The sequence below is a fragment of the Cohaesibacter gelatinilyticus genome (assembly GCF_900215605.1).
Taxonomy (GTDB): Bacteria; Pseudomonadota; Alphaproteobacteria; order Rhizobiales; family Cohaesibacteraceae; genus Cohaesibacter; species Cohaesibacter gelatinilyticus.
The window spans coordinates 122,568-142,653 of record NZ_OBEL01000008.1; the positions used below are offsets into that span (position 1 = coordinate 122,568).

A 20,086-nucleotide genomic window follows, 5' to 3' on the forward strand; every position below is an offset into this window, starting at 1 on the left:
ATTATATGGATCTGGCCTATTCGCTGCCATCCATCGGGCGGCTGTCCTTATACATGCGCCAGCCGGAAATCATCGATGAGATGATGGACTGTCGGGACATGATGTCTTCGCGCACCGCCACATAGATATGAGTGATGACGAAGCAGATCATCACCCACATACCAATGCGATGCCAGTTATGGACATCCAGACTTTGTCCGAAGAGCGGGATCACCCACGACGAGAACCAGTCAAATTGCCAGGTGCCCATGCCAGTGCCCTCACCATAAAGCGCAAGGCCGGTGATGATCATGAAGATCAGAACCCAGACGAAGGCAACATGCATGGTCAGCACTGCCAATGGATTATGGCCGATATATTTCTTCGGCTCCTTCACCATCATGGCATACCACTTGATCTCGTGGATCAATTCTGCCCACCAACTCTTGCGCCAAACAGGCACGAAGAAGATCTGTTTGGCATGAAGGCCCATGAAGGCCCAATAGAGACGGAAAGCGAAGCCGATCATCACCACATAGGCAGCAACAAAATGGAAATAACGGATATAGCCCATGATGTAATGGTCATAGGCCTCGCCAGCGACAGAAGGCAAAGGCTGGCCAATGAAGTAGCCGGTGACACACAGCACCAGAATGGCAAAAGCATTGACCCAGTGCCAGACCCGAAGCGGCGCATCATAGATATAGACAGCCTCTTCACTATGCCTTTTCTCAGTTGATATTTGGTCTGTATCAGACATGATCTCCCCCTAGCGCACTTTAACTTCGGCCAACTCTTCTCCTTCTTCACTCATCACGTGAGTTGAACAAGCAAGACATGGATCGAAGGAATGCAAGGTTCGCAGGATCTCGACCGGCTCTTCCGCACGCTCGACCTTGGTATTCATGAGCGAGGCTTCAAAGGCACCGATATTGCCCTGATTATCGCGAGGCGAGCCATTCCAGGTGGTTGGCACAACGCATTGATAATTGTCGATCTTGGTGTCCTTGATCTTGATCCAGTGACCAAGCGCACCACGAGGGGCTTCAGTGAAGCCAACGCCCTTGATTTCAGAAGGCCAGGTGCTCGGATCGAAGTTATCGGTGTTTGCGGTTGCCGTATCGCCAGCCTTGATATTGGCGATCAGCTTATCAAGGAAATATTTCTGCTTGTGCGCAGCCCAGGATGCTTCCAGACCACGTGCAGCGGTCCGACCAAGAGTGGAGAAGAGAGCTGTGATCGGCACATCCAGATGACGCAGAACGCCATCAACCTGATCCTTGATCTCTTCATGGCCCTGCATATAGCCAATGACATAGCGCGCCAGTGGACCCACTTCCATGGCATGACCACGCCAGCGAGGAGCCTTGATCCAGCTATATTTCGCGCCTTCATCCAACTCGCGAATATGGGTCTTGGTGCCAACGGTGTTCGGACCCAACTCATAGTTCGGCTCGGTCACACCATCCCAAGGATGCAGGCCTTTGCCTTCATCAGGATAATTGTACCAGGAGTGCGGCACGAATTCCTGCACCTCATCCGGATTGCGCAGATCCACTTCGTGAACTTCTTCCAGCTTGCCATTGATGATGGCACCCCGTGGCATCATCAGGTTGGCTGCGGAATAGTCATTGGCACGGTCGGGAATGTCACCATAAGACAACAATGCCTGACTGGAGAGACCGCCGCCATACATCCAGTCCTTGTAGAAGCCGGCAATGGCCAGAAGATCCGGAATATAGACATTGTCGATAAACTCGATGGTGCGATCCGTAATGGATTTCACCAGATTGAGGCGCTCCATATTGATCGGCGCACCAGCAGCCATCACGCCATCCATATTGATGGCACAAGGCACACCGCCCACCAGCCAGTTCGGATGCGTATCCTTACCGCCAAAGATCGTACGAACGGTCATGATGTCTTTCTGGAAATCCAAAGCTTCCAGATAGTGAGCAACCGCCATCAAGTCCGCCTCTGGTGGCAGCTTGTAAGCAGGGTTGGTCCAATAACCGTTCTTGAACGGGCCCAATTGGCCGCTCTCGATGAATTTCTTCACGCGGGTCTGGATATCACGGAAATAGCCCGGAGAAGATTTGGCATGTTTGGAGATGCTCTGCTGCAGGGCAGAGGTCGCTTTCGGATCAGCCTTCAGCGCATTGACCGGGTTCACCCAATCCAGCGCATGCAGGTGATAAAAATGCACCAGATGATCATGCACCTGCAGGGACAACTGCATGATATTTCGGATGGAGTTGGCATTTTCCGGAATATCGATATTCAGCGCATCTTCCACGGCGCGAACAGAGGTCAAAGCATGCGTACCGGTGCAAACACCGCAAATACGCTGCACGAAGGCCCAGGCATCACGCGGGTCGCGACCTTTCAGGATCACTTCCAGACCACGCCACATGGTGCCGGTGGACACCGCATTGCGGATGATGTTGTTTTCGTCAACATTCACCTCACAGCGCATATGGCCTTCAATTCGGGTGACAGGATCCACGACCACACGCTGGCCGCTGGTATCCAGATTAAATCCATTTGGGGTAACAGTGACGGACATTATTCTTCTTTCCCCTTCTGGGCGACATGTTTGACGATGGAGGCAGCGGCATGAACGGCAGCGGCACCCCCCACGACGGTGGCAGCGGTTTTGCCGATTTCGTCGGCATCGGCTTCGATGCCAAAGCCCTTCACCTTGGTCAGGCGATCATAGAAGGAGCCCTTGTCCCAGAAGCCATCTTCCGAGCAGCCAATGCAGGGGTGGCCGGCCTGAATCGGGAAGGAAAGACCACCATTCCAGCGGACAGTGGAACAGGCATTGTAGGTGGTCGGGCCCTTGCAGCCGACCTTGTAAAGGCAATAGCCCTTGCGTGCGCCTTCATCATCAAAACTCTCGACAAACTGACCGGCATCGAAATGCGGGCGGCGATAGCATTTGTCATGAATACGCTGGGAATAGAACATTTTCGGACGACCCTGACGGTCCAGATCTGGCAGTTTTTCAAAAGTCAGGATATAGGTGATAACGGCTGTCATCACTTCCGAGATTGGCGGACAACCCGGAACCTTGATGATTGGCTTATCGGCAATGCCCGGCACCATGTGGGTCGGCGTTGCGCGGGTCGGATTCGGACGCGCTGCCTGGACGCAACCCCATGACGCACAAGAGCCCCAGGAAACGATGGCCTTGGCATGATCGGCCGCGTGACGCAGCTGCTCAACGAATGGCTTGCCGCCGATAATGCAATACATGCCATCTTCATTCAGCGGAGCATTGCCTTCAACAGCCAGAATGTAGTTGCCATCATATTTCTGAATGGTCTCTTCAATGATGGCTTCAGCTTGCTCGCCCGCTGCAGCCATGATGGTGTCATCATAATCGAGCGAGATCATGGACAAGATCACGTCTTTGGCAAGCGGATGGGCAGAGCGAATGAAACTTTCAGAACAGCAGGTGCATTCCAGACCATGCAGCCAAAGCACCGGAATGCGCGGCTTGGTTTCCATGGCATGCGCAATCTGCGGCGCAAAACTCGGCCCAAGGCCAAGAGCTGCTGCCGCAAGGCTGCAATATTTCAAGAAGCTGCGCCGGGTAATGCCCTGACGTCGCATCACATCGTAAAATGTTTCCTGCATTGACTGTCCTCTGGTCTGGTTCGCATTCCTGCGCGTCTCAAACGCGCATGGATGCAAACGGTCCTGTCATGGCTTATCGCGGCCATGTGCTGAGAGGTTCAAAGCAAAGAGTGTGCCAGAGTTAAAAGAATCATTGATTCCAATGAGATGAGAGAAAGGGACGAAAATCATCCCACGAAAAGAGGTCACGACGCTTACAGCCAGCCTCGGTTAAGTGAAAAGTTACTTTCCACCTGAGAGGTCAGTTTCCAACCACCCATCAGAGTGGTGAATCCGAGTGCGATGATTGATTCAAAACTTTCATTGGACGTGAGATTCATGGCTTGTGATACTGCCCCCACCATGATTGAGATTTGCCCCGACATTCATCTGAAATGCATTGATCCAGCGCGAAACAAAAAGCGCTATTATAGCCTGTCGCTGCAAGCCAATCTGTTTGGCGAAATTTCGCTGATCCGTCATTGGGGCAGGCTTGGCAGCAAGCGCGGACAGAGCAAGACAGATTTCTATCCGGACGGACGAGAAGCGCAAACCGCCATGCAGGCTCTCATACGTCAAAAACAGCGCAAAGGATATCAGCCTCAGAGGCTTTAACTCGTACTGGAGGAATGGATGAAGGCTGCTTACTTCTTCAAATCACGTCCCAATCCATCGCTTTTCTCAATACTGGCCCCATCATTGGCATCGCGTCCAATAAGCTTGGCCAGCGGTGTTGCGGTCAGGCCATGAAGCAGGATCGACAGACCGACAGTCAAGGACACACAAGCCAACAGCTCCTCTTCCCCGGGGAAATCAAACTGCTCCATCATCAACAGCGTGAAAAGGATTGATGCCAGCCCACGAGGCCCGAACCAGCCCAGAAACAGTTTTTCTTTTGTCGATAATCCACTTCGTGTGAGGACGAGGAAGGTCGGCACCACGCGAACAAGGGTCAGAAACAGAAAGGCCACCATGAAAGTGGTCATGCTGACATGCGCCAGGCCGTTGGGCAACAGAAATGCCCCAAAGACAAGGAAAGCTGCCATGGACAGCAACTGCCCTGCCCCTTCCATGAACTCACTGATGAAATGGATATTGTGGCGATAGGAATTGCCAAACACCATTCCCGAGACAAAAGCAGCGACAAAGCCATTACCATGAATGGACACCGCGAACAGATAGGCCGCAAAGGCGGTCACCAGAAAAACAATCGCTCCTGATGCTTCCTGCATCCAATCACGATTTTGCACCCAGTCCATGGCCTTGGCCGCAGACCAGCCAACTGCCACCCCAGCAAACAGACCCAAGAAAATATCGCTCAAAGCTTCCATCGCCAAACTATCGGCATGGGCCTCTCCCAACGACATGGAGGCAAGCATTGCCCCGGTCAGCACAAAAGGAAGCACCAAACCGTCATTCAGTCCACTTTCCACATTGATCGTCTGACCCAATCGGTCGGGCACGTCTGGGCTGGTTACCACAGATTGGGCAATTGCGGCATCGGTAGGCGTGAGAACTGCTGCTGCCAGCAATGCAACCGCGAAAGTTGCCTCAGGATTCAGCCAAAGCACAATTGTTGTTCCAAGCGCGATTGTCAGCGGCACACCAATCACAAGCATGCGCGCTGGATATTGCCAGTTCATGATCAATTTTCGAAACCGCACACGGCTGGCGTCAGAAAACAACACCAGAATGAGGGTGACTTCGGCCAGACTTTTGGTTCCTTCAAGGATAATGTCTTCAGACAAGACCGTATGAAGCGGATCGGACAGCGCAAATCCCAGACCTGTGAAGATCATGGGAAGGGTCAAAGGGCTGCGCGTGATCAATTTGCTGAATAGAGAATAGGCAGCAAAGACTGATAGAATGATCAGGAAAATCCAGGTCATTGTCATTATCGGTCATGCTCCCCTTGCAGGAGTTGTTTATATTGTGTCCGAAGCTTGGCCAGTTTGGGCTCGATATAGGCTTGGCAAAAGGGTTTTTCGGGCTTTGATTGATAATAATTGTGAAAGCGCTCATCAGACGATTTGAAGCCTCGATGCATCAAGACTTGCGTGATAAAGTCAGTCTGCGCCTCACTGCCAATGTCCGCAATGATCCTTTCGCAGTCCATTTGCTGATCCGTATCAAAGACATAGGCAGCGCTACGATATTTGCCCCGCATCTTATGTTCGGATATACTGGCATGGGTGGCCAGATGCACGCTGATGAGATCCCGCAGTGATATCAGTTCAGGATCAAACTCCACTTCCACGGCTTCGGACCAGCTATCAAAAGGTGCATCAGATCTGATGAAGCCCTGACGTACGGCGCGCACACCGACCAACGGCTGGAAAACCGCTTCTGTACACCAATGACATCCGCCACCAAAGCCCACCAAAACCACCCGACACTCCTCAATCAACCATCAACTAGAGCATATTCTTGTCCGAAAACCGCACACACTTTTCGGGAATATGCTGTAAAACAGCTCGTTCAGTCCCTTATTCCGCTTCCACCTGATCGAGATAGTCCCCATAGCCTTCTGCTTCCATCTGATCTTTTGGCACGAAACGAAGGCTTGCCGAGTTGATGCAATAGCGCAGTCCACCTTGATCTTGCGGGCCGTCGGGGAAGACATGACCAAGATGGCTATCGCCATGCTTTGAGCGCACTTCGACCCGCTGCATGCCAAACGAGGCGTCTCGATGTTCGGTTACCATGACCTTGTCGATTGGTTTTGAGAAAGCAGGCCAACCACAACCTGAATTGAATTTGGCGGAGGACGCGAACAGGGGTTCCCCGGAGACTATATCGACATAGATACCCGGCTCAAAATGCTTATCATATTCACCAGTGAAGGCGCGTTCTGTCCCGTTTTGCTGGGTGACATGATATTGTTCCGGGGTCAGGCCAGCGAGAGCTTCCTGCGTTTTTTTGTATTCCATCCTTGCCTCCGTTTATTCTCTGTTGCCTGCAGGATAATACGATTGAAATCATTTGTGAATTTCATCACGCATTGTTGACCGTTGGTGATCAGCCCAAACCATCCGAAACATGCGCTGGAACGATGATGTGAATCTCGGATCCGGTGGGCGATGGGCTGATTTCCGGGCAAAGATTATGAGCACGAAGCAAATGATGAAAGGCAGCGGCCATGTCGTCTTGAAGGCGGTCATGCAGCACATATTGGATTTTTTCCCGTGTCAGCAAGCTGTGATTGCTCTTGTCCAGATCATGCGCCACAAAACAAACAGGATGAATATCAAACTGATCCAGACATTCAATGATGGCCCGGTTGCCGCCACCAATGGAATAGACCGCGACGATGTCCGGTTGATCGGGAAGCATCGCACGAAGTTGCTCGATGGTAGATTGATGCAAGCCTGCCGCACCGCTCATATCCAATAGATCCAGCTCGGGTCGCAAGCTCTTGATAGCAGCAGTAAAGCCTCTCGCCCTTTCTTCTTCACCGACAAACTCCTCATGGGAGCGGGTCAGCAAGACGCTACCCTTTGATGCTTCCTTGGGCAGTGATTGAGAAATCAGATAGGCCGCAATCTTCCCGGCCTTTTCATTGTCCATACCAAGATAAGCCAGACGCTTGGATTGCGGTATATCGGTAAAAAGCGTCAGAATGGGAATTTTCTTCGCAGCCAACTCGGCAATGGCTTCATGAATGGCAGGACGATCGCGCACCTTCAAGCAAACACCATGACTGCCGCGCTGAATGATGCGCTCCAGATGAGCCAGACATTGCTCATCGCTCATCTGTTCCTGAAACAGAAAACGCGGACGGATCACGGCGGTGCGCGTGGTCTGGATCTCTCGCTCTACGGCTTGGCGGATCTCGGAACTGAAACGCTTTGGAGCTTCGACAAGAAAATCAAAGAAGAGCCGACGACCGCGGGCGGACAATTGCTGCTCCTGCCCTTCCAGCTCGTTGAGCGCATCCATCACCCGGCGGCGGGTTTGTGGGCTGACATTCTGGCGACCATGCAACACCCGATCCACGGTGGCGACGCTGGTACCCGATTGAAGGGCAATTTCTTTGACAGGGAAACGATGGGTCATTGATGGATTATTGATGGAAAATCGCGTCGATCACAAGACCTTTCTTCGCTAGGCTCTACGCAAAAGCACTAATCAGAAATCCGGGAGACCGACATGAGCATGCAAAGCAATCCACCATATTTCTTTGCCGATGACTGCCAGCTTGATGATTTGAAAGCCCTGACAGAGCAAAGCCTTGAAGCTGATCAGGCCCCAACAGCCAGCGCAATCGAGAAGAATATTCCAATCTATCAGGCGGATACCATCGCCCCCATTTTACAAGATCCGGCCAAGCGTCTCAGCCTGATGGCTGAATGGGCCAATATCTTGCGTTTCTCAGCAGGTGTTATCGTCGTCAAAGGCGCTGGAACGGATCTGAAAGCCATTGATCAAGCCACCAAAGCCTATGAGCAAATTATTGCGCAGGAAAAAGAGGAATCTGGCAGCAAGGCTGATCACTTCGCAGCTGCTGGCAGCAATGATCGCATCTGGAACAGCCTGCAAAAGCTCTGTCTGGCCGAACCCGATGTCTTTGCCCGCTATTTTGCCAATCCTGCCATTCATTCGGTGTGCGAGGCATGGCTCGGCCCCAATTATCAAATGAGTGCACAAGTCAATCTGGTCCATCCGGGCGGCAGCGCACAGGAAGCCCATCGCGACTATCACCTCGGCTTCCAGACCGCCGAGATCAGCTCATATTATCCTGCCCATGTCCATGATCTATCACCAGTGCTGACCCTGCAGGGTGCGCTGGCGCATGTCGATATGCCGGTGGAGAGTGGTCCAACCAAATTGCTGCCCTTCTCGCAAGCCTATCGGGCTGGATATGCGGCATGGAGACGAGGCGATTTCCGGGCTTATTTTGAAGAAAAATATGTTCAACTGCCGCTCGAAAAGGGGGACGCCGTCTTCTTCAATCCCGCTCTATTGCACGCAGCGGGTGCCAATGGAAGCGCAGACATCCATCGTTTCGTGAACCTGTTCCAGGTCTCATCTGCCTTTGGCCGAGCCATGGAGAGCATTGATCGTCTGGCCATGAGCAAAGCGCTTTATCCGGCCCTTCTGGATTTGAAAGCCAAGCAAACCTTGAGCGATGAACAGATCGTCGCCTCTGTTGCCTGCTGTGCGGAAGGCTATAGTTTCCCGACCAACCTGGATCGCGATCCACCCATCGGCGGCCTTGCTCCCAAGACCCAGCAACAATTGATGCTGGAAGCTTTGGACGCTGGAATGCCTGTTGAACAGTTTGAAGCAGCTTTGGACGCTCAAGCCAATCGTCAATTGCCATAGGGCTCTTGGCAATTGAGGGGCTCTCGCCATAAATGATGGATTGTCTAGAATCTGTGGCGAGAGAACCAATCATGCGTTGCTCACATGCCGTCGTCCAATCAGCATCAATGCGCCCATCAGCACTACGATCACGGGCATGACGGCAATAGACAGAGCTGTCCAGCCTACACTTACTACCATTGCACCGGAACTGAGCGCGGCCAAGGAAGAGCAAAGTGCGATAAGTGTATCATTCACTCCTTGCACCAAAGGCTTTTCCTCCATTGTCACACTGGCCTGCAGGAGGTGCGAGCCACCGGTGAAGCCGAAATTCCACCCAAGCCCCAGTAAAATCAGCACGATATAAAAATCGCTCAGATCCAGACCGCTTGCCGCAACCGCTGCTGAGCCAAGCGAGATCAAAAGCCCCAGGCTGGCAATGCTCTTGGCACCAAACCGCTCGATCAGATGACCGGTAAAGAAGCCAGGGGCAAACATGGCAACCACATGCCAGCGAATGACATCTGCTGCCTGCCCTTCGCCAAAACCGCATCCCGTCATGGCCAGTGGGGTGGGCGTCATCAAGAACACCATCACTGCATGAGACAAAGCCGCCACGCCGATAGCAAAGAGGATTTGTGGGCGACGGATGAGCGCTTTCCATGCGCCTTTTTGAGACTGACCTGTTGATTGAGTACGCTGACGCAACTCTTTGCCAAGTCCCAGAACAGGCAGCAGACCAATCAACCCCAAGCCAGCAATCGCCCAATAGGCACCAGCAAAAGGGAAGGTCGGCAACAGATTTCGGGTATGGGTGAAAATTTCTGGCCCCAAAAGAGCAGCGACCAAGCCCGACGCCAAGGTGAAGGACATGGCCCGGGCGCGCTTTTTCTCCTCGACACTTTCCGCCGCAGCGAAACGGAAATAATTCACGCCGATCAAAGCTGCGCCGAGCAGCAAATGGCCAAGGCAAAGCAAGCCGAAATGGGAGACCTGCATGGCCAAAGCCCCCGATGCGCCTCCTGCCATGACAAGGCCAGCGCTGAGCAGAAAACCCGCCTGCCGTCCGAACCGACCCATGAAAATGGACAAGGGCGCGGCCACCAAAATTCCGGCCAGGGTCTGCACGGTTGGAGGAAGGGTCACCAAGAGCGAACCCGGTACCAATTCCGCACCTGCAAAGCCTCCCAGAATGATGAGCAGCGGCATGGCTGCTCCCAAAAGGATATTGGCCATCAGGATCAGGAGAAAATTGCGGGTGAACATTGCAAAGCCTTTACGTCTTTCTTTTGAGCGGGTTGGTCCCAGAGACTTTTAAGTCGGGCACTCAGGGTAAAAGACTTGGCTTTTGTCTAAAATGTCATACTATTATCAATTATGGACATTTTATCTGCACATTCATCACCAAGAAGCATTGATATCCTGCTCTATGACGAGGCAAACAGTTTGGATATTGCTGGCCCGATGGAGGTCTTTGCGACCACCAATCAATATCTTCCAGCCGCCTATCGCCTGCGCACCGTTACACTGGATGGCGAGCCGTTACGCAGCACCGCGGGCTTGACCATATTGCCTGATGGGATAGCGAGCCTTGAAAGTGGCGCAGATGATCTGCTGATCCCAGGCGGCAATGGAGTGGACGCTCAGATGGGCAATCCAAAGCTTCAGACACTGATTACCAAATGGCGGATGAGCCGTCCGCGTGGGCGGGTCATATCCATTTGCTCCGGGGCTTTGCTCCTGGCGGATGCTGGTATTTTGGATGGACAGACCGCCACGACCCATTGGTCGCGCAGGAGCCAAGCCAAAGCCAGTTTCCCGCAAGTCGATTGGCAAATTGATCAGCTCTATCACCAATCCCCGACCTTGATGACGTCAGCAGGTGTAACCTCGGGCATTGATCTTTGTCTTGCCATCGTTCGGCAGGATCATGGGGCAGAAACGGCGCTCAAGGTCGCGCGGCAATTGGTGGTCTATGTGCAGCGAGCGGGTGGACAAAGCCAGTTCGCCGATCTATTGGAAGCGCAATATTGCGAAAATGGCACCTTGCAGAAGCTGATCACGGCCTTGATACAGGATCCACAAAAAGACTGGAGCCTTGAAAGCATGTCCGACTTTGCCGGTCTCACCCCACGCACCCTGTCTCGGCAAAGCGCAAGACATCTCGGCTGCCCACCTGTACAGTTTCTGGAGCGGGTGCGGGTAAAGAAGGCCAGCGATGCCATCCATGCCGGCATCCCGCTTGGCAAGGTGATGGGTCTTTGTGGCTTTCGCGATAGTCAGCAAATGCAGCGCGCCTTTCAGCGCCAGCTTGGCACCAGCCCCACAATATTCGAGAAACATTTTGCGAGGCCGGAACAGATATAGTTTCTGATCCTAACGATGATTGATGAAGGGGTTGGCACGTAGGTGATCGACCGCCAGATCGATGAAGGATCTCACCTTGGCATTGGCCCGACGACCTTCCAGGTGCACGATATTGACCGGATAAGGCTCCAACTCATAATCCTGCAAGATCCTTAGCAAGGAACCATCCTGGAATTCCTCCCCCACCTGATAGGAGAGCAATCTGGTGATGCCAAAGCCTTGCTTTGCCGCAGCAATCGCCCCTGCATTCTGATTGCAAGAAAGGCGAGGTTTCAGCTTAATGCTCTTCCTTCCCTTGCTTGTCTCAAACTGCCAAATGGCTGACGTCTCTACGCTGGAAGGCTGGATGATTTCATGCTCGACCAGATCTTCCGGCTTTTGCGGCATGCCATTGGCTTCAAAATAGGATGGTGCTCCGCAAACCACAACATTCACATTGCCAACAGGAATGGCATAGAGGCCGGAATCCTTCAAATGTCCGATACGGACAGCAACATCCAGACCTTCATCCAGCAAATTTACCACCCGGTCATGCAATTGCGCCCTGACCTCGACATCGGGATAGTGCATCAGAAAATCCGTCAGGATTGGCATGACATGTTTCTGGCCAAACAGAACCGGAGCGGTGATGGAAAGCGAGCCTTTCGGGGTCGAATAAAGACCGGATGCAGCGGCCTCGGCCTGTTCCAGATCGTCCAGGATGCGTTTGGCATCAAGCAGGAAATGCCGCCCGGCTTCGGTCAGTCTGACATGGCGCGTTGTACGGTTGAAGAGCTTGACGCCCAAGGATTGCTCCAGCAAAGCAACAGACCGCGTCACCATCGGAGCCGAAAGCCCCAAGACCTTGCTGGCGGCCACGAAACTTTGTTGCTCCGCTACTTGCACGAAAACCCGCATGCCATCAAGCTTGTCCATGATGCTCCTACAATTCCTAACTACAGATCATTATTTCATATTTTGAAATAGATACTTCAATTTCTCTCCAATTATTATTTTCAACAAGAAGAGTAAATTACAAGGCATATCTTGCAAACACAGGAAAATCCTATGTCTCGTCCTCCTCTCCCACCCTTTGATGAAGAAACCGCCCGCCAAAAGGTTCGTCTGGCCGAAGATGGCTGGAATGGTCGTGACGCGGAAAAAGTGGCCCTTGCCTATTCTCCCGATACCAAATGGCGCAATCGCTCGCATTTCGTCGCCAATCGTGCAGAGGCCGAAGCCTTCCTGCGGGAGAAATGGAAAAAGGAAAATGACTATCGTCTGATCAAGGAGCTCTTCGCCTTCAAGGATAATCGCATTGCGGTGCGCTATGCCTATGAATGGCGCGATGATAGCGGCAACTGGTTCCGCTCTTACGGCAATGAGAATTGGGTCTTTGATGAAGATGGCCTGATGAAAGAGCGCTATGCCAGCATCAATGATCTGCCCATCAAGGAAGAAGAGCGCCTGTTCCATTGGCCACAAGGCCGCCGTCCCGACGATCATCCGGGTCTCAGTGATCTCGGTTTGTAGAAGGAGAGATGGATATGGATTATTCCAGCGATATCGCCTTCACTGACCGCGTGAAATCCATCCAGTCGCGCAAGGGCTCACGGTTTCTCTATTCTCGTATGGAGGAAAATGGCAGCTGGGCGACGGAGATTACTCCCATGCTGGCCAATTATATCGCCCAGCAGCGCAGCGTCTTTTTTGCCACTGCCAATGAAGAGGGCCAGCCCTATATTCAGCATCGCGGTGGACAGCCCGGCTTCATCAAGGTTCTGGACAACAAGACCCTCGGCTTTGTCGATTATAAAGGCAATCAGCAATTCATCAGTCAGGGCAATTTGGCAGACAATGCCAAGGCCTTCTTGTTCCTGATCGATTATCAGAATCAAAGCCGTATCAAAATCTGGGGAGAAGCCAAGGTCATTGAAGAGGATGCGGACCTCATGGACAAGCTGCTTAAGGGGACCGAAACCAATCTGATCCGGCCGGAGCAGGTGATTACCTTTCGCATCCTTGCCTGGGATCGCAACTGCCCCCAGCATATCCCGCAACGCTTCGAGGGTGATGACGTGCGCGCCGCCTTGCATGAAAAAGAGGAACGCATCCAGGAACTGGAAACACAACTGGAAGCGCTACAAGACAAAAATAGCCTGGCCGGATATCGGGGGACTTGATATCCGGCCAGGCTGGCTCACCACTTTAGGTGCGGGGACTTGAAGGTTAGGGGCAGATACATCCCTGACTCAGTAATGTTGACCCCATTACGGGATGCATCTGCGAGATGAAAATCAATGGGCGTCCTTTGCATTTTTCATCAGGAAGTCCATGACCAACTTGGACTCGCCTTCATCAAGACCTGCGCGTGGGAACATGGATGGGGTAATTCCTTTCCATTGTTGCTTGGTGAAGTGGGAGACTTCGCGTGGAGCATGGCAAACCGTGCAACGCTCGTAGAAAATCTTCTCACCCGGCCCCATATCGGCATAGAGAGCTGCAGTCAGAGCTTCCAGTCGTTCAAGGCCCATATCTTCATCGGAGATTTCCGGCAGAGTTGCATCTTCAATGATTGGTGGTTTGTCATAAGCCTTGTTCGGACCTTCCGGATCGGTGCATTTGCGCATTTCAACCAGAACCGTATTGGCGGTTGTTGCTTCTGACAGACCAGAAGAACGCTGGGTAGAAGTCACAAAGTTGATCAGACCTGAGTTACAGCGGCCCTTGCTATCCAATTGTGGCCAGCAACCTTCATAGATGGACACCACACCTGGCATGATGTCGTCAGAGACGACAGCACCGGCAATGACCGTACCGCGCTTGTTGTAAAGCTCGACCAGATCACCATCTTCGATGCCACGGGATGCAGCATCTTCGCTGTTGATGCGAACCGGCTCTCGACCCTGCACTTTATAGATATCGCGCAGGCTCTTTGACTGATCCATCTGGCTATGCAGGCGGAACCAAGGATGCGGGGAGACGACATGCAATTGGCCCGGCTTGGCATTGCCAAGATATTCGTGTTTTTCCATCCACATTGGCATGCCTGGGCAGTCATCGATCTTCATGTTGCCGATATCTTCACAGAACATTTCGATCTTGCCGGATGCGGTATGCAGCGGATTGGCTTTTGGATCTTCATAGAAAGCTCCATGGCGAACCCATTTGCGGGCAGCTTCTGGAACCGGCATGCGGGCATAACCTTTTTCCCAGAATTCCTCGAATGGAGTTTCCTTGGCAGCAGAGGATTTTTCATAGGCCAGCTTGATGTGATACATCTTGTCTTCGCTATCCGTGAACTGCGCCCACAGGCCCATCTTGTCGGCCAGACCTTCGAAGATCTCGTAATCCGGCAGGCTCTCACCAAGCGGTTCGATCATCTTCTTCATCGCATAGACGCGGTCATTGGAATAGGTACCACCAGAGGTGATATCATCCTGTTCCAGAGTAGAAGCGGCAGGCAGAACAATATCGGCCCAACGGGTCGCTGCGGTCCACCAGACATCGACACTGACAATGGTCTCAACCTTGTTGAGCGCACGGATCAGGCGGTTGGTATCTTGCTGGTGAGACATGAAGTTGTTACCAGCATTGAAGATGACTTTGACGTCCGGATAGGTGTGGGTTGAGCCATTATAAAAGACTTCCTTGCCCGGATTTTCCAGCATCTCGGTGATACGGGACGCGGGGCAAACGCCTTTGACCCAGTTCCGACCCTGGCTCATGCCAACCGGTGTTGCATTGCCACCCTGTGGCATGCCGCCGTTACCATAATGCCAGCTGAAGCCGACGCCTTGGCCGGGCTTGCCGATTTTGCCGGTCAGAGCAGAGAAGTTGATGATTGCCCAATGGGTCATTTCACCATGCTGCGCCCGTTGCAGGGACCAGGCACCAGCAATCTCTGTACGGGACTTGGCAAGCAGTTCGGCCAGTTCCTTGATCTTGGCTTCATCAATACCAGTGACCTTGGCAGCCCAAGCAGGTGTTTTTGGAGTGCCGTCGGTCTCGCCCTTCACATAGGCAATCCATTTGTCCGCACCGACGGTATATTTGTCCATATAGGCTTTGTCTTCGAGGCCGTTTTCCAGCACATGATAAGCCATGGCCAGGAACAGGGCGACGTCGGTATTGGGGACAATCCGCACCCAATCGGAATTCATGTAATCATCGGTCGCGGTGCGCTGCGGGTTGATGGAAATGAATTTCACGCCAGCATCGCGAATGTCTTCCCAATGGGAATACATGCCATGGTCGGCCACACGATATTCAACGCGGTTATTTTTGATCGGATCGCAACCGACCAGAACGAACACTTCGGTATGATCGCGAATGGTCTCCCAGGCAGACTGCGCGGAATAGACTTCCATATCACCGATAATATGCGGCAGGGAAACCTGAGATGCGCCGGCGGACCAGTCACCTTGGGTATTGGTGCAGCCACCCATCAGGTTCAGCAGACGACCTTGCAAAACGTTTGGACGGAAGACGCCAGCATTGGACCAGCCACCATAAGATGAGCTGAAGATGGCTTCGTTGCCATGGTTGCTAGCGGTATCCAGCAAAGCTTTGGCAGCCAGTTTCCAAGCGGTATCCCAATCGACGCGAACCCATTCTTCGTTGCCGCGCAATTCAGGTTTGATCTCGCCAGTTTTCCAGCCTTCAAGATAGGATTTGCGCACCATCGGATAATTGATGCGGGTCTTGTCATAGGTGCGATCAATCACACCATAATTGAGCATCTCGGTCGGACGAGCATCCAGCTCCATCATGTTGTTGATGCCAACCAGCTTGCCATCCTTGACCACGCCTTCAAAAGGGCCGAAATGGGTTGCATGGAACACACGTTTGGCAAAGGAGTTCGGATCGATGGCAGCCAGCGCAGAACCGCTGAGCAAACTGGATGCGAAAAGAGCCATACCGCCTTTTAGAAAGGTACGACGATCTGTATTGAAGCCGGTCATTTGATCCTCCAAGGATGTAAGTCAATTCTCCCAAAGTGTCTCAAATTGCTTTGAACAGGTCTCACATGACATCTAAACAGGACGTTCAAAATTGTAACAAGATGTAAATGGCCCTATTTTCTCGCCCCGCTTTCTCCTAAAGTGATGCCATGACCGATAACCCTCATATCATTGTTGTCGAAGACGACCTTGTCACCCGCAAGCGCCTCGGGGCGTTATTGCGCGAGCAGAATTACCAGGTCAGTGAGGCCGCGGATGCCGAGCAGATGGAAAGACTTGTCGAGCGAGTGGAGCCTGATCTTTTGCTGGTCGATATCAATCTCGATGGCAAGGACGGTTTGCAGATCACCCGCGAACAGCGTACTCGCTCGGACGTTGGCATCATCCTGCTGACCAGTCGTGCTGATCAAGTGGATCGGATCATCGGCCTTGAAATGGGGGCGGATGATTATGTGACCAAACCCTTTGATCCGCGCGAATTGCTGGCACGGGTCAAGATCACCCTCTATCGCGTAGCACTGTGCCGCAGGGCACAATCCCAACAGTCACCTCCCAGTACACAGATAGGCCATTGGAGCTTTGACAGTGCCCGTCGCCGTCTCATGAATTCTGAAGGCAAAACTGTCGCCTTGACCCGCGGCGAATATGAATTGCTGAAAGCTTTTGTCACTCATCCGGGACAAGTCTTGTCAAGATCGCGTCTGTTGCAAATGGTCACTCATCGCCAATTTGTCTCAGACACTCGCACCATTGATGTTTTGGTGGGACGGATCAGAAAGAAGATCGAGCCGGATCCCGGACAACCTGATTTCATCATCACGGTTCATGGCGAAGGCTACATCTTCATCACTGATGATGCTGGCTGATCAGTCGCCGGCTTCATTGATGTGCAATCCCAGCTCTTGCGCCACTTCCATCAGATCCTGCAAAGCGACCTCCAACAGCTTCGTCAATTCATCTGCCTGTGATAAATCCAACTCACCTGCCTTGGCCTGATCTTCCAGCCAGGCCAATAGACCCATCGCTTCACTCAAGGCAAAATTGGACAGAGATCCGCGCAAGCGATGAGCCAGATGCGCCACTTGAGCAAGATCTTCTTGTTGCTCCATAGCGGCAATGAGGTGGGTCAGATCATCCGGGGTTTTTGCCAGAAATTCTGAGAGGATTGCCGCAACATTATCCGCGCCCATGTAACGCATATCTTCTTCCAGACGCCGTCGGATATCATCCCTTTGCGAAGCGCCCTGTTCCGTGACTTCCATTGCTTCCGCATCTGGCAGCATCACATCTCCCGCCTCTGCGAGGTCCTGGAGAGCGGCGACCAGATCGGAAGGCGCGATGGGCTTTTGAACAAAGTGGGAAATCCCGGCCTGTTGCAGGGCATCCATGTCCCGCATTTCATGGGCGGTGACGGCAACAAAGCGTGGCAAATCCTGCTCTGATCCAGCCTCACTAGCCTTCTGGATCATCCGTTTTGTGGTCTCCACACCTGTCCAGTCGGGCAAATCCAGATCCATAAGAACCGCATCAAAGGAACCTTTCTCAAACGCTTTCAGGGCACTCATTCCGTCTGCTGCTTCCACCACATCACATTGCATATGCTCCAGATAGCTTTTGGCTACCAGACGGCTGACCGAATGATCCTCGACCAACAAGATATTCAGATCCAGAGCATATCCACGATCCTCCGGCTGTGCTGACTGGATTTCGCTGACCTCACCCAACTGCATCGGCACGATAAGCTGGAAAGAAGAGCCTTCGCCCGGCTCGCTTTCCACCGTCAGAATGCCAGAGAGCAATTCGGTCAAACGGCGACAAACTGTCAGACCAAGTCCGGCACTATAGCGTTTGCCTTTGTGGGCTTCCGGGCTGTGCTCATAGGCATCAAAGATATGCTCCAACTGATCGCTGGCAATGCCAATGCCGCTATCCTCAACACGGAAAATCACCAGCAGGTCCCGCCCGTCATCGGTATAACGCATATCAACAAATAGATGAACGCCACCTTCTTCGGTATATTTCACTGCGTTGGAAAGCAGATTGATCAGGATTTGCCGCAATTTGGAGGCATCGCCCAGCAGGATATCCGGCACCAGAGGCGAGACGGACACGTCCATCGACAGATGCTTTTCTTGCGCATCAGCCCCGGCCAGTGATACCACTTGTTCGATAAAAGCCCTGATATCGAAATGGATCAGATTGAGATTGACCCGCGATTGCCCAAAGCGCTCATAGTCCAGCAGATCATTGGCAATATCGAGCAAATCCTGCGCTGACTGACGCACCATCTTCAAGCGTTTGCCAGCAGTTTTATCGACTTCTTCTTCCAGAAGCCGCAACATGCCGATGACGCCGTTCAAAGGCGTGCGGATCTCATGGCTCATCATGGCCAGAAATTCCGATTTAGACCGCGTGGCTTCTTCTGCATGGGCACGGGCATGATCACTTTCACGCGCCTGTTCAAGAAACTGCCGGGTCCGCTCTTCGACCTTGTCTTCCAACTCGCGCTTGCTGGCTTGCAATTCCAACTTCAGGCTGTGATTATGCTTCACCTTGCCATTCAAAATCTCAACAGCACGCTCAAGGCGTCCCAAATCATCGCCAGAACGACGACGAATCTTGCGAGAAAAATCATTGCGCGCCAAGGCTACGATGCCGGAGGCGATATCACGAAGGCGGGCCACGATACGCTGATTGGCAAAGGTCAAAGTGATACCCGCTCCGCCAATGACACCAAGGCTCAAAAGCAGGAAACCAAAGAGTGTCCATTTGAGGCGGTCACTAACCGATGTCTGCCGTCTCTCGGTCGCTTCCTGGCTCTGTACGATAAGCTGACTGAGTTTGCGCGAGAGCGAAAGAGAATTGATCGAAATGGACTTGCTGGCATCCAAAGCATCCTGACGAAGAGAAAACAACTTTTCATAGGTGGCCGGAAAGCCCTCATCATCCAGAATGGTTTGAAGCTTTGCAAAGCGCTCATTCACCTGCACTGCCCAGTCCACATCCTGAATAAGCGGAATGCGGACTTTCATGCGATCCAATTGATTTCTGATCTCAGGAAGAAAGCGCTCGATTTCATTCTGACCCTTGATGCGAAGAAGGTTCTGGATCAGACCGGAGAGATCAATGGCCGACTGGCGAAACTCTCCCATCCGTTCCAGCAAAAAGAAATCCTCATCGACCAGCTTGTCCAAGCTTTCCGTCTTCTTCTCATCGCTTTGCGGCTGATAGAGCGAGGTCATGTTCAACGACAGGGCAACGCGCGCATTGGAGACCAGATTGTCACCAACTCCGCGCAAATGATCCAGTGCTTGCAAGCTATCGTTGCTTAGATCACGCAGCTGATCATCGGTCTTGGCAATCGTCTCGGACAGCCCCATCAGGGTCTCGGTCTCCTTGATCAGAATATCGGCTGCCGATTGAATATCAGAGATGGAAAGATGGGCATTGTCCTGTTCTGACAGAGCAAGCAATTCCTGACGGACCTGATTGACTTCTCGGTTCAGTTTTCGTCCAAGGCCGAGGACTTCGGTCTCCGAACGGGCAAGAGAGAAATCCCGGGATAGTTGTGCCACTTGCTCCAGCGAAACCGAAAGAGAGGAAGTTGAGGCAATCAAGGGCGAATTGCTCTCAATCAAGGTTCGATAACTCTGGTTCAAATAGAGTATGCTGCCAAAAGCAAGGACCGCCGTAACAAGGGAGAGCCCAGCCAGCGTCGAGAAAGTCAGTTTTATCTGTCGATCAAATCTCACCCCGGGCTCCTGAAACAAGATGCTGAAACGTGAAAACCAAATGCGCCACTGGGCCATGGTCACCATGCTCGCCATATTGGCAATGCTCGTCACTATCCTTCATAGCATTGCTGCTGACTT

The 20,086-nt window shown here is 52.5% G+C and carries 17 protein-coding genes; 6 read left to right on the forward strand and 11 right to left on the reverse strand.

The features are described from left to right. Positions 1–16: 16 nt before the first annotated feature. Genes cybH through CRO57_RS22800 form a run of 3 tightly spaced genes read right to left on the reverse strand, consistent with a single transcriptional unit; the run spans position 17 to position 3,621 of the window. Positions 17–739 carry a Ni/Fe-hydrogenase, b-type cytochrome subunit gene (cybH, locus tag CRO57_RS22790; protein ID WP_097155832.1) on the reverse strand — a complete coding sequence of 241 codons (723 nt, stop codon included), beginning with the start codon at positions 737–739 and terminating at the stop codon, positions 17–19. A gap of 9 nt (positions 740–748) precedes the next feature. After that, the gene (locus CRO57_RS22795) at positions 749–2,545 is read right to left on the reverse strand and encodes a nickel-dependent hydrogenase large subunit (RefSeq protein ID WP_097155833.1); all 1,797 of its coding nucleotides are present in this window, start codon (positions 2,543–2,545) and stop codon (positions 749–751) included. Continuing rightward, complete coding sequence (locus CRO57_RS22800) at positions 2,545–3,621, reverse strand: hydrogenase small subunit (RefSeq protein WP_097155834.1); 1,077 nt, start codon at positions 3,619–3,621, stop codon at positions 2,545–2,547. The genes CRO57_RS22795 and CRO57_RS22800 overlap by 1 nt, the downstream gene beginning before the upstream one ends. A gap of 318 nt (positions 3,622–3,939) precedes the next feature. On the opposite strand from CRO57_RS22800, the gene CRO57_RS22805 reads away from it, so the two are divergent. Further along, positions 3,940–4,215: a WGR domain-containing protein gene (locus CRO57_RS22805; RefSeq protein WP_244580189.1), complete on the forward strand. Its 276-nt coding sequence runs from the start codon at positions 3,940–3,942 to the stop codon at positions 4,213–4,215. 29 nt (positions 4,216–4,244) lie between these two features. Here CRO57_RS22805 and CRO57_RS22810 read toward each other — a convergent pair whose 3' ends face one another. From CRO57_RS22810 to CRO57_RS22825, 4 genes are all read right to left on the reverse strand, one after another. Beyond that, on the reverse strand, positions 4,245–5,495 hold the full coding sequence (locus tag CRO57_RS22810) for a cation:proton antiporter (RefSeq protein WP_210200985.1): 1,251 nt from the start codon (positions 5,493–5,495) through the stop codon (positions 4,245–4,247). Then, entirely contained in the window at positions 5,495–5,989 is a 495-nt protein-coding gene (locus tag CRO57_RS22815; protein WP_097155836.1) for a peptide-methionine (S)-S-oxide reductase, read from the reverse strand. Before CRO57_RS22815 ends, CRO57_RS22810 begins: the two co-directional genes overlap by 1 nt. A 97-nt stretch (positions 5,990–6,086) precedes the next feature. After that, complete coding sequence (msrB, locus tag CRO57_RS22820) at positions 6,087–6,530, reverse strand: peptide-methionine (R)-S-oxide reductase MsrB (protein ID WP_097155837.1); 444 nt, start codon at positions 6,528–6,530, stop codon at positions 6,087–6,089. An 88-nt stretch (positions 6,531–6,618) separates the two neighbouring features. Then, the gene (locus tag CRO57_RS22825; protein WP_097155838.1) at positions 6,619–7,656 is read right to left on the reverse strand and encodes a LacI family DNA-binding transcriptional regulator; all 1,038 of its coding nucleotides are present in this window, start codon (positions 7,654–7,656) and stop codon (positions 6,619–6,621) included. Between the two features lie 93 nt (positions 7,657–7,749). Here CRO57_RS22825 and CRO57_RS22830 point away from each other — a divergent pair, with 93 nt between their 5' ends. Further along, positions 7,750–8,925, forward strand: coding sequence for a phytanoyl-CoA dioxygenase family protein (locus CRO57_RS22830; protein ID WP_097155839.1), 1,176 nt, complete (start codon positions 7,750–7,752; stop codon positions 8,923–8,925). Between the two features lie 69 nt (positions 8,926–8,994). On the opposite strand, the gene CRO57_RS22835 is transcribed toward CRO57_RS22830, so the two are convergent. Continuing rightward, positions 8,995–10,170: an MFS transporter gene (locus CRO57_RS22835; RefSeq protein ID WP_097155840.1), complete on the reverse strand. Its 1,176-nt coding sequence runs from the start codon at positions 10,168–10,170 to the stop codon at positions 8,995–8,997. Between the two features lie 111 nt (positions 10,171–10,281). On the opposite strand from CRO57_RS22835, the gene CRO57_RS22840 reads away from it, so the two are divergent. Then, complete coding sequence (locus CRO57_RS22840; RefSeq protein WP_097155841.1) at positions 10,282–11,271, forward strand: GlxA family transcriptional regulator; 990 nt, start codon at positions 10,282–10,284, stop codon at positions 11,269–11,271. Between the two features lie 9 nt (positions 11,272–11,280). On the opposite strand, the gene CRO57_RS22845 is transcribed toward CRO57_RS22840, so the two are convergent. Beyond that, on the reverse strand, positions 11,281–12,186 hold the full coding sequence (locus CRO57_RS22845) for a LysR family transcriptional regulator (protein WP_097155842.1): 906 nt from the start codon (positions 12,184–12,186) through the stop codon (positions 11,281–11,283). 132 nt (positions 12,187–12,318) lie between these two features. Here CRO57_RS22845 and CRO57_RS22850 point away from each other — a divergent pair, with 132 nt between their 5' ends. Continuing rightward, positions 12,319–12,783: a nuclear transport factor 2 family protein gene (locus CRO57_RS22850; protein ID WP_097155843.1), complete on the forward strand. Its 465-nt coding sequence runs from the start codon at positions 12,319–12,321 to the stop codon at positions 12,781–12,783. Between the two features lie 14 nt (positions 12,784–12,797). Then, positions 12,798–13,433: a pyridoxamine 5'-phosphate oxidase family protein gene (locus tag CRO57_RS22855; RefSeq protein ID WP_425291296.1), complete on the forward strand. Its 636-nt coding sequence runs from the start codon at positions 12,798–12,800 to the stop codon at positions 13,431–13,433. Between the two features lie 114 nt (positions 13,434–13,547). Here the strand turns inward: CRO57_RS22855 and CRO57_RS22860 are convergent, their stop codons facing one another. Then, positions 13,548–16,214 (reverse strand): molybdopterin-dependent oxidoreductase, encoded by a 2,667-nt coding sequence (locus tag CRO57_RS22860; RefSeq protein ID WP_097155845.1) that lies wholly within the window; start codon positions 16,212–16,214, stop codon positions 13,548–13,550. 149 nt (positions 16,215–16,363) lie between these two features. Between CRO57_RS22860 and CRO57_RS22865 the strand changes: the two genes are divergently transcribed. Beyond that, positions 16,364–17,080: a response regulator gene (locus tag CRO57_RS22865; RefSeq protein ID WP_097155846.1), complete on the forward strand. Its 717-nt coding sequence runs from the start codon at positions 16,364–16,366 to the stop codon at positions 17,078–17,080. Here CRO57_RS22865 and CRO57_RS22870 read toward each other — a convergent pair whose 3' ends face one another. Further along, positions 17,081–19,966 carry an ATP-binding protein gene (locus CRO57_RS22870; protein ID WP_170956221.1) on the reverse strand — a complete coding sequence of 962 codons (2,886 nt, stop codon included), beginning with the start codon at positions 19,964–19,966 and terminating at the stop codon, positions 17,081–17,083. Positions 19,967–20,086 lie beyond the last annotated feature (120 nt).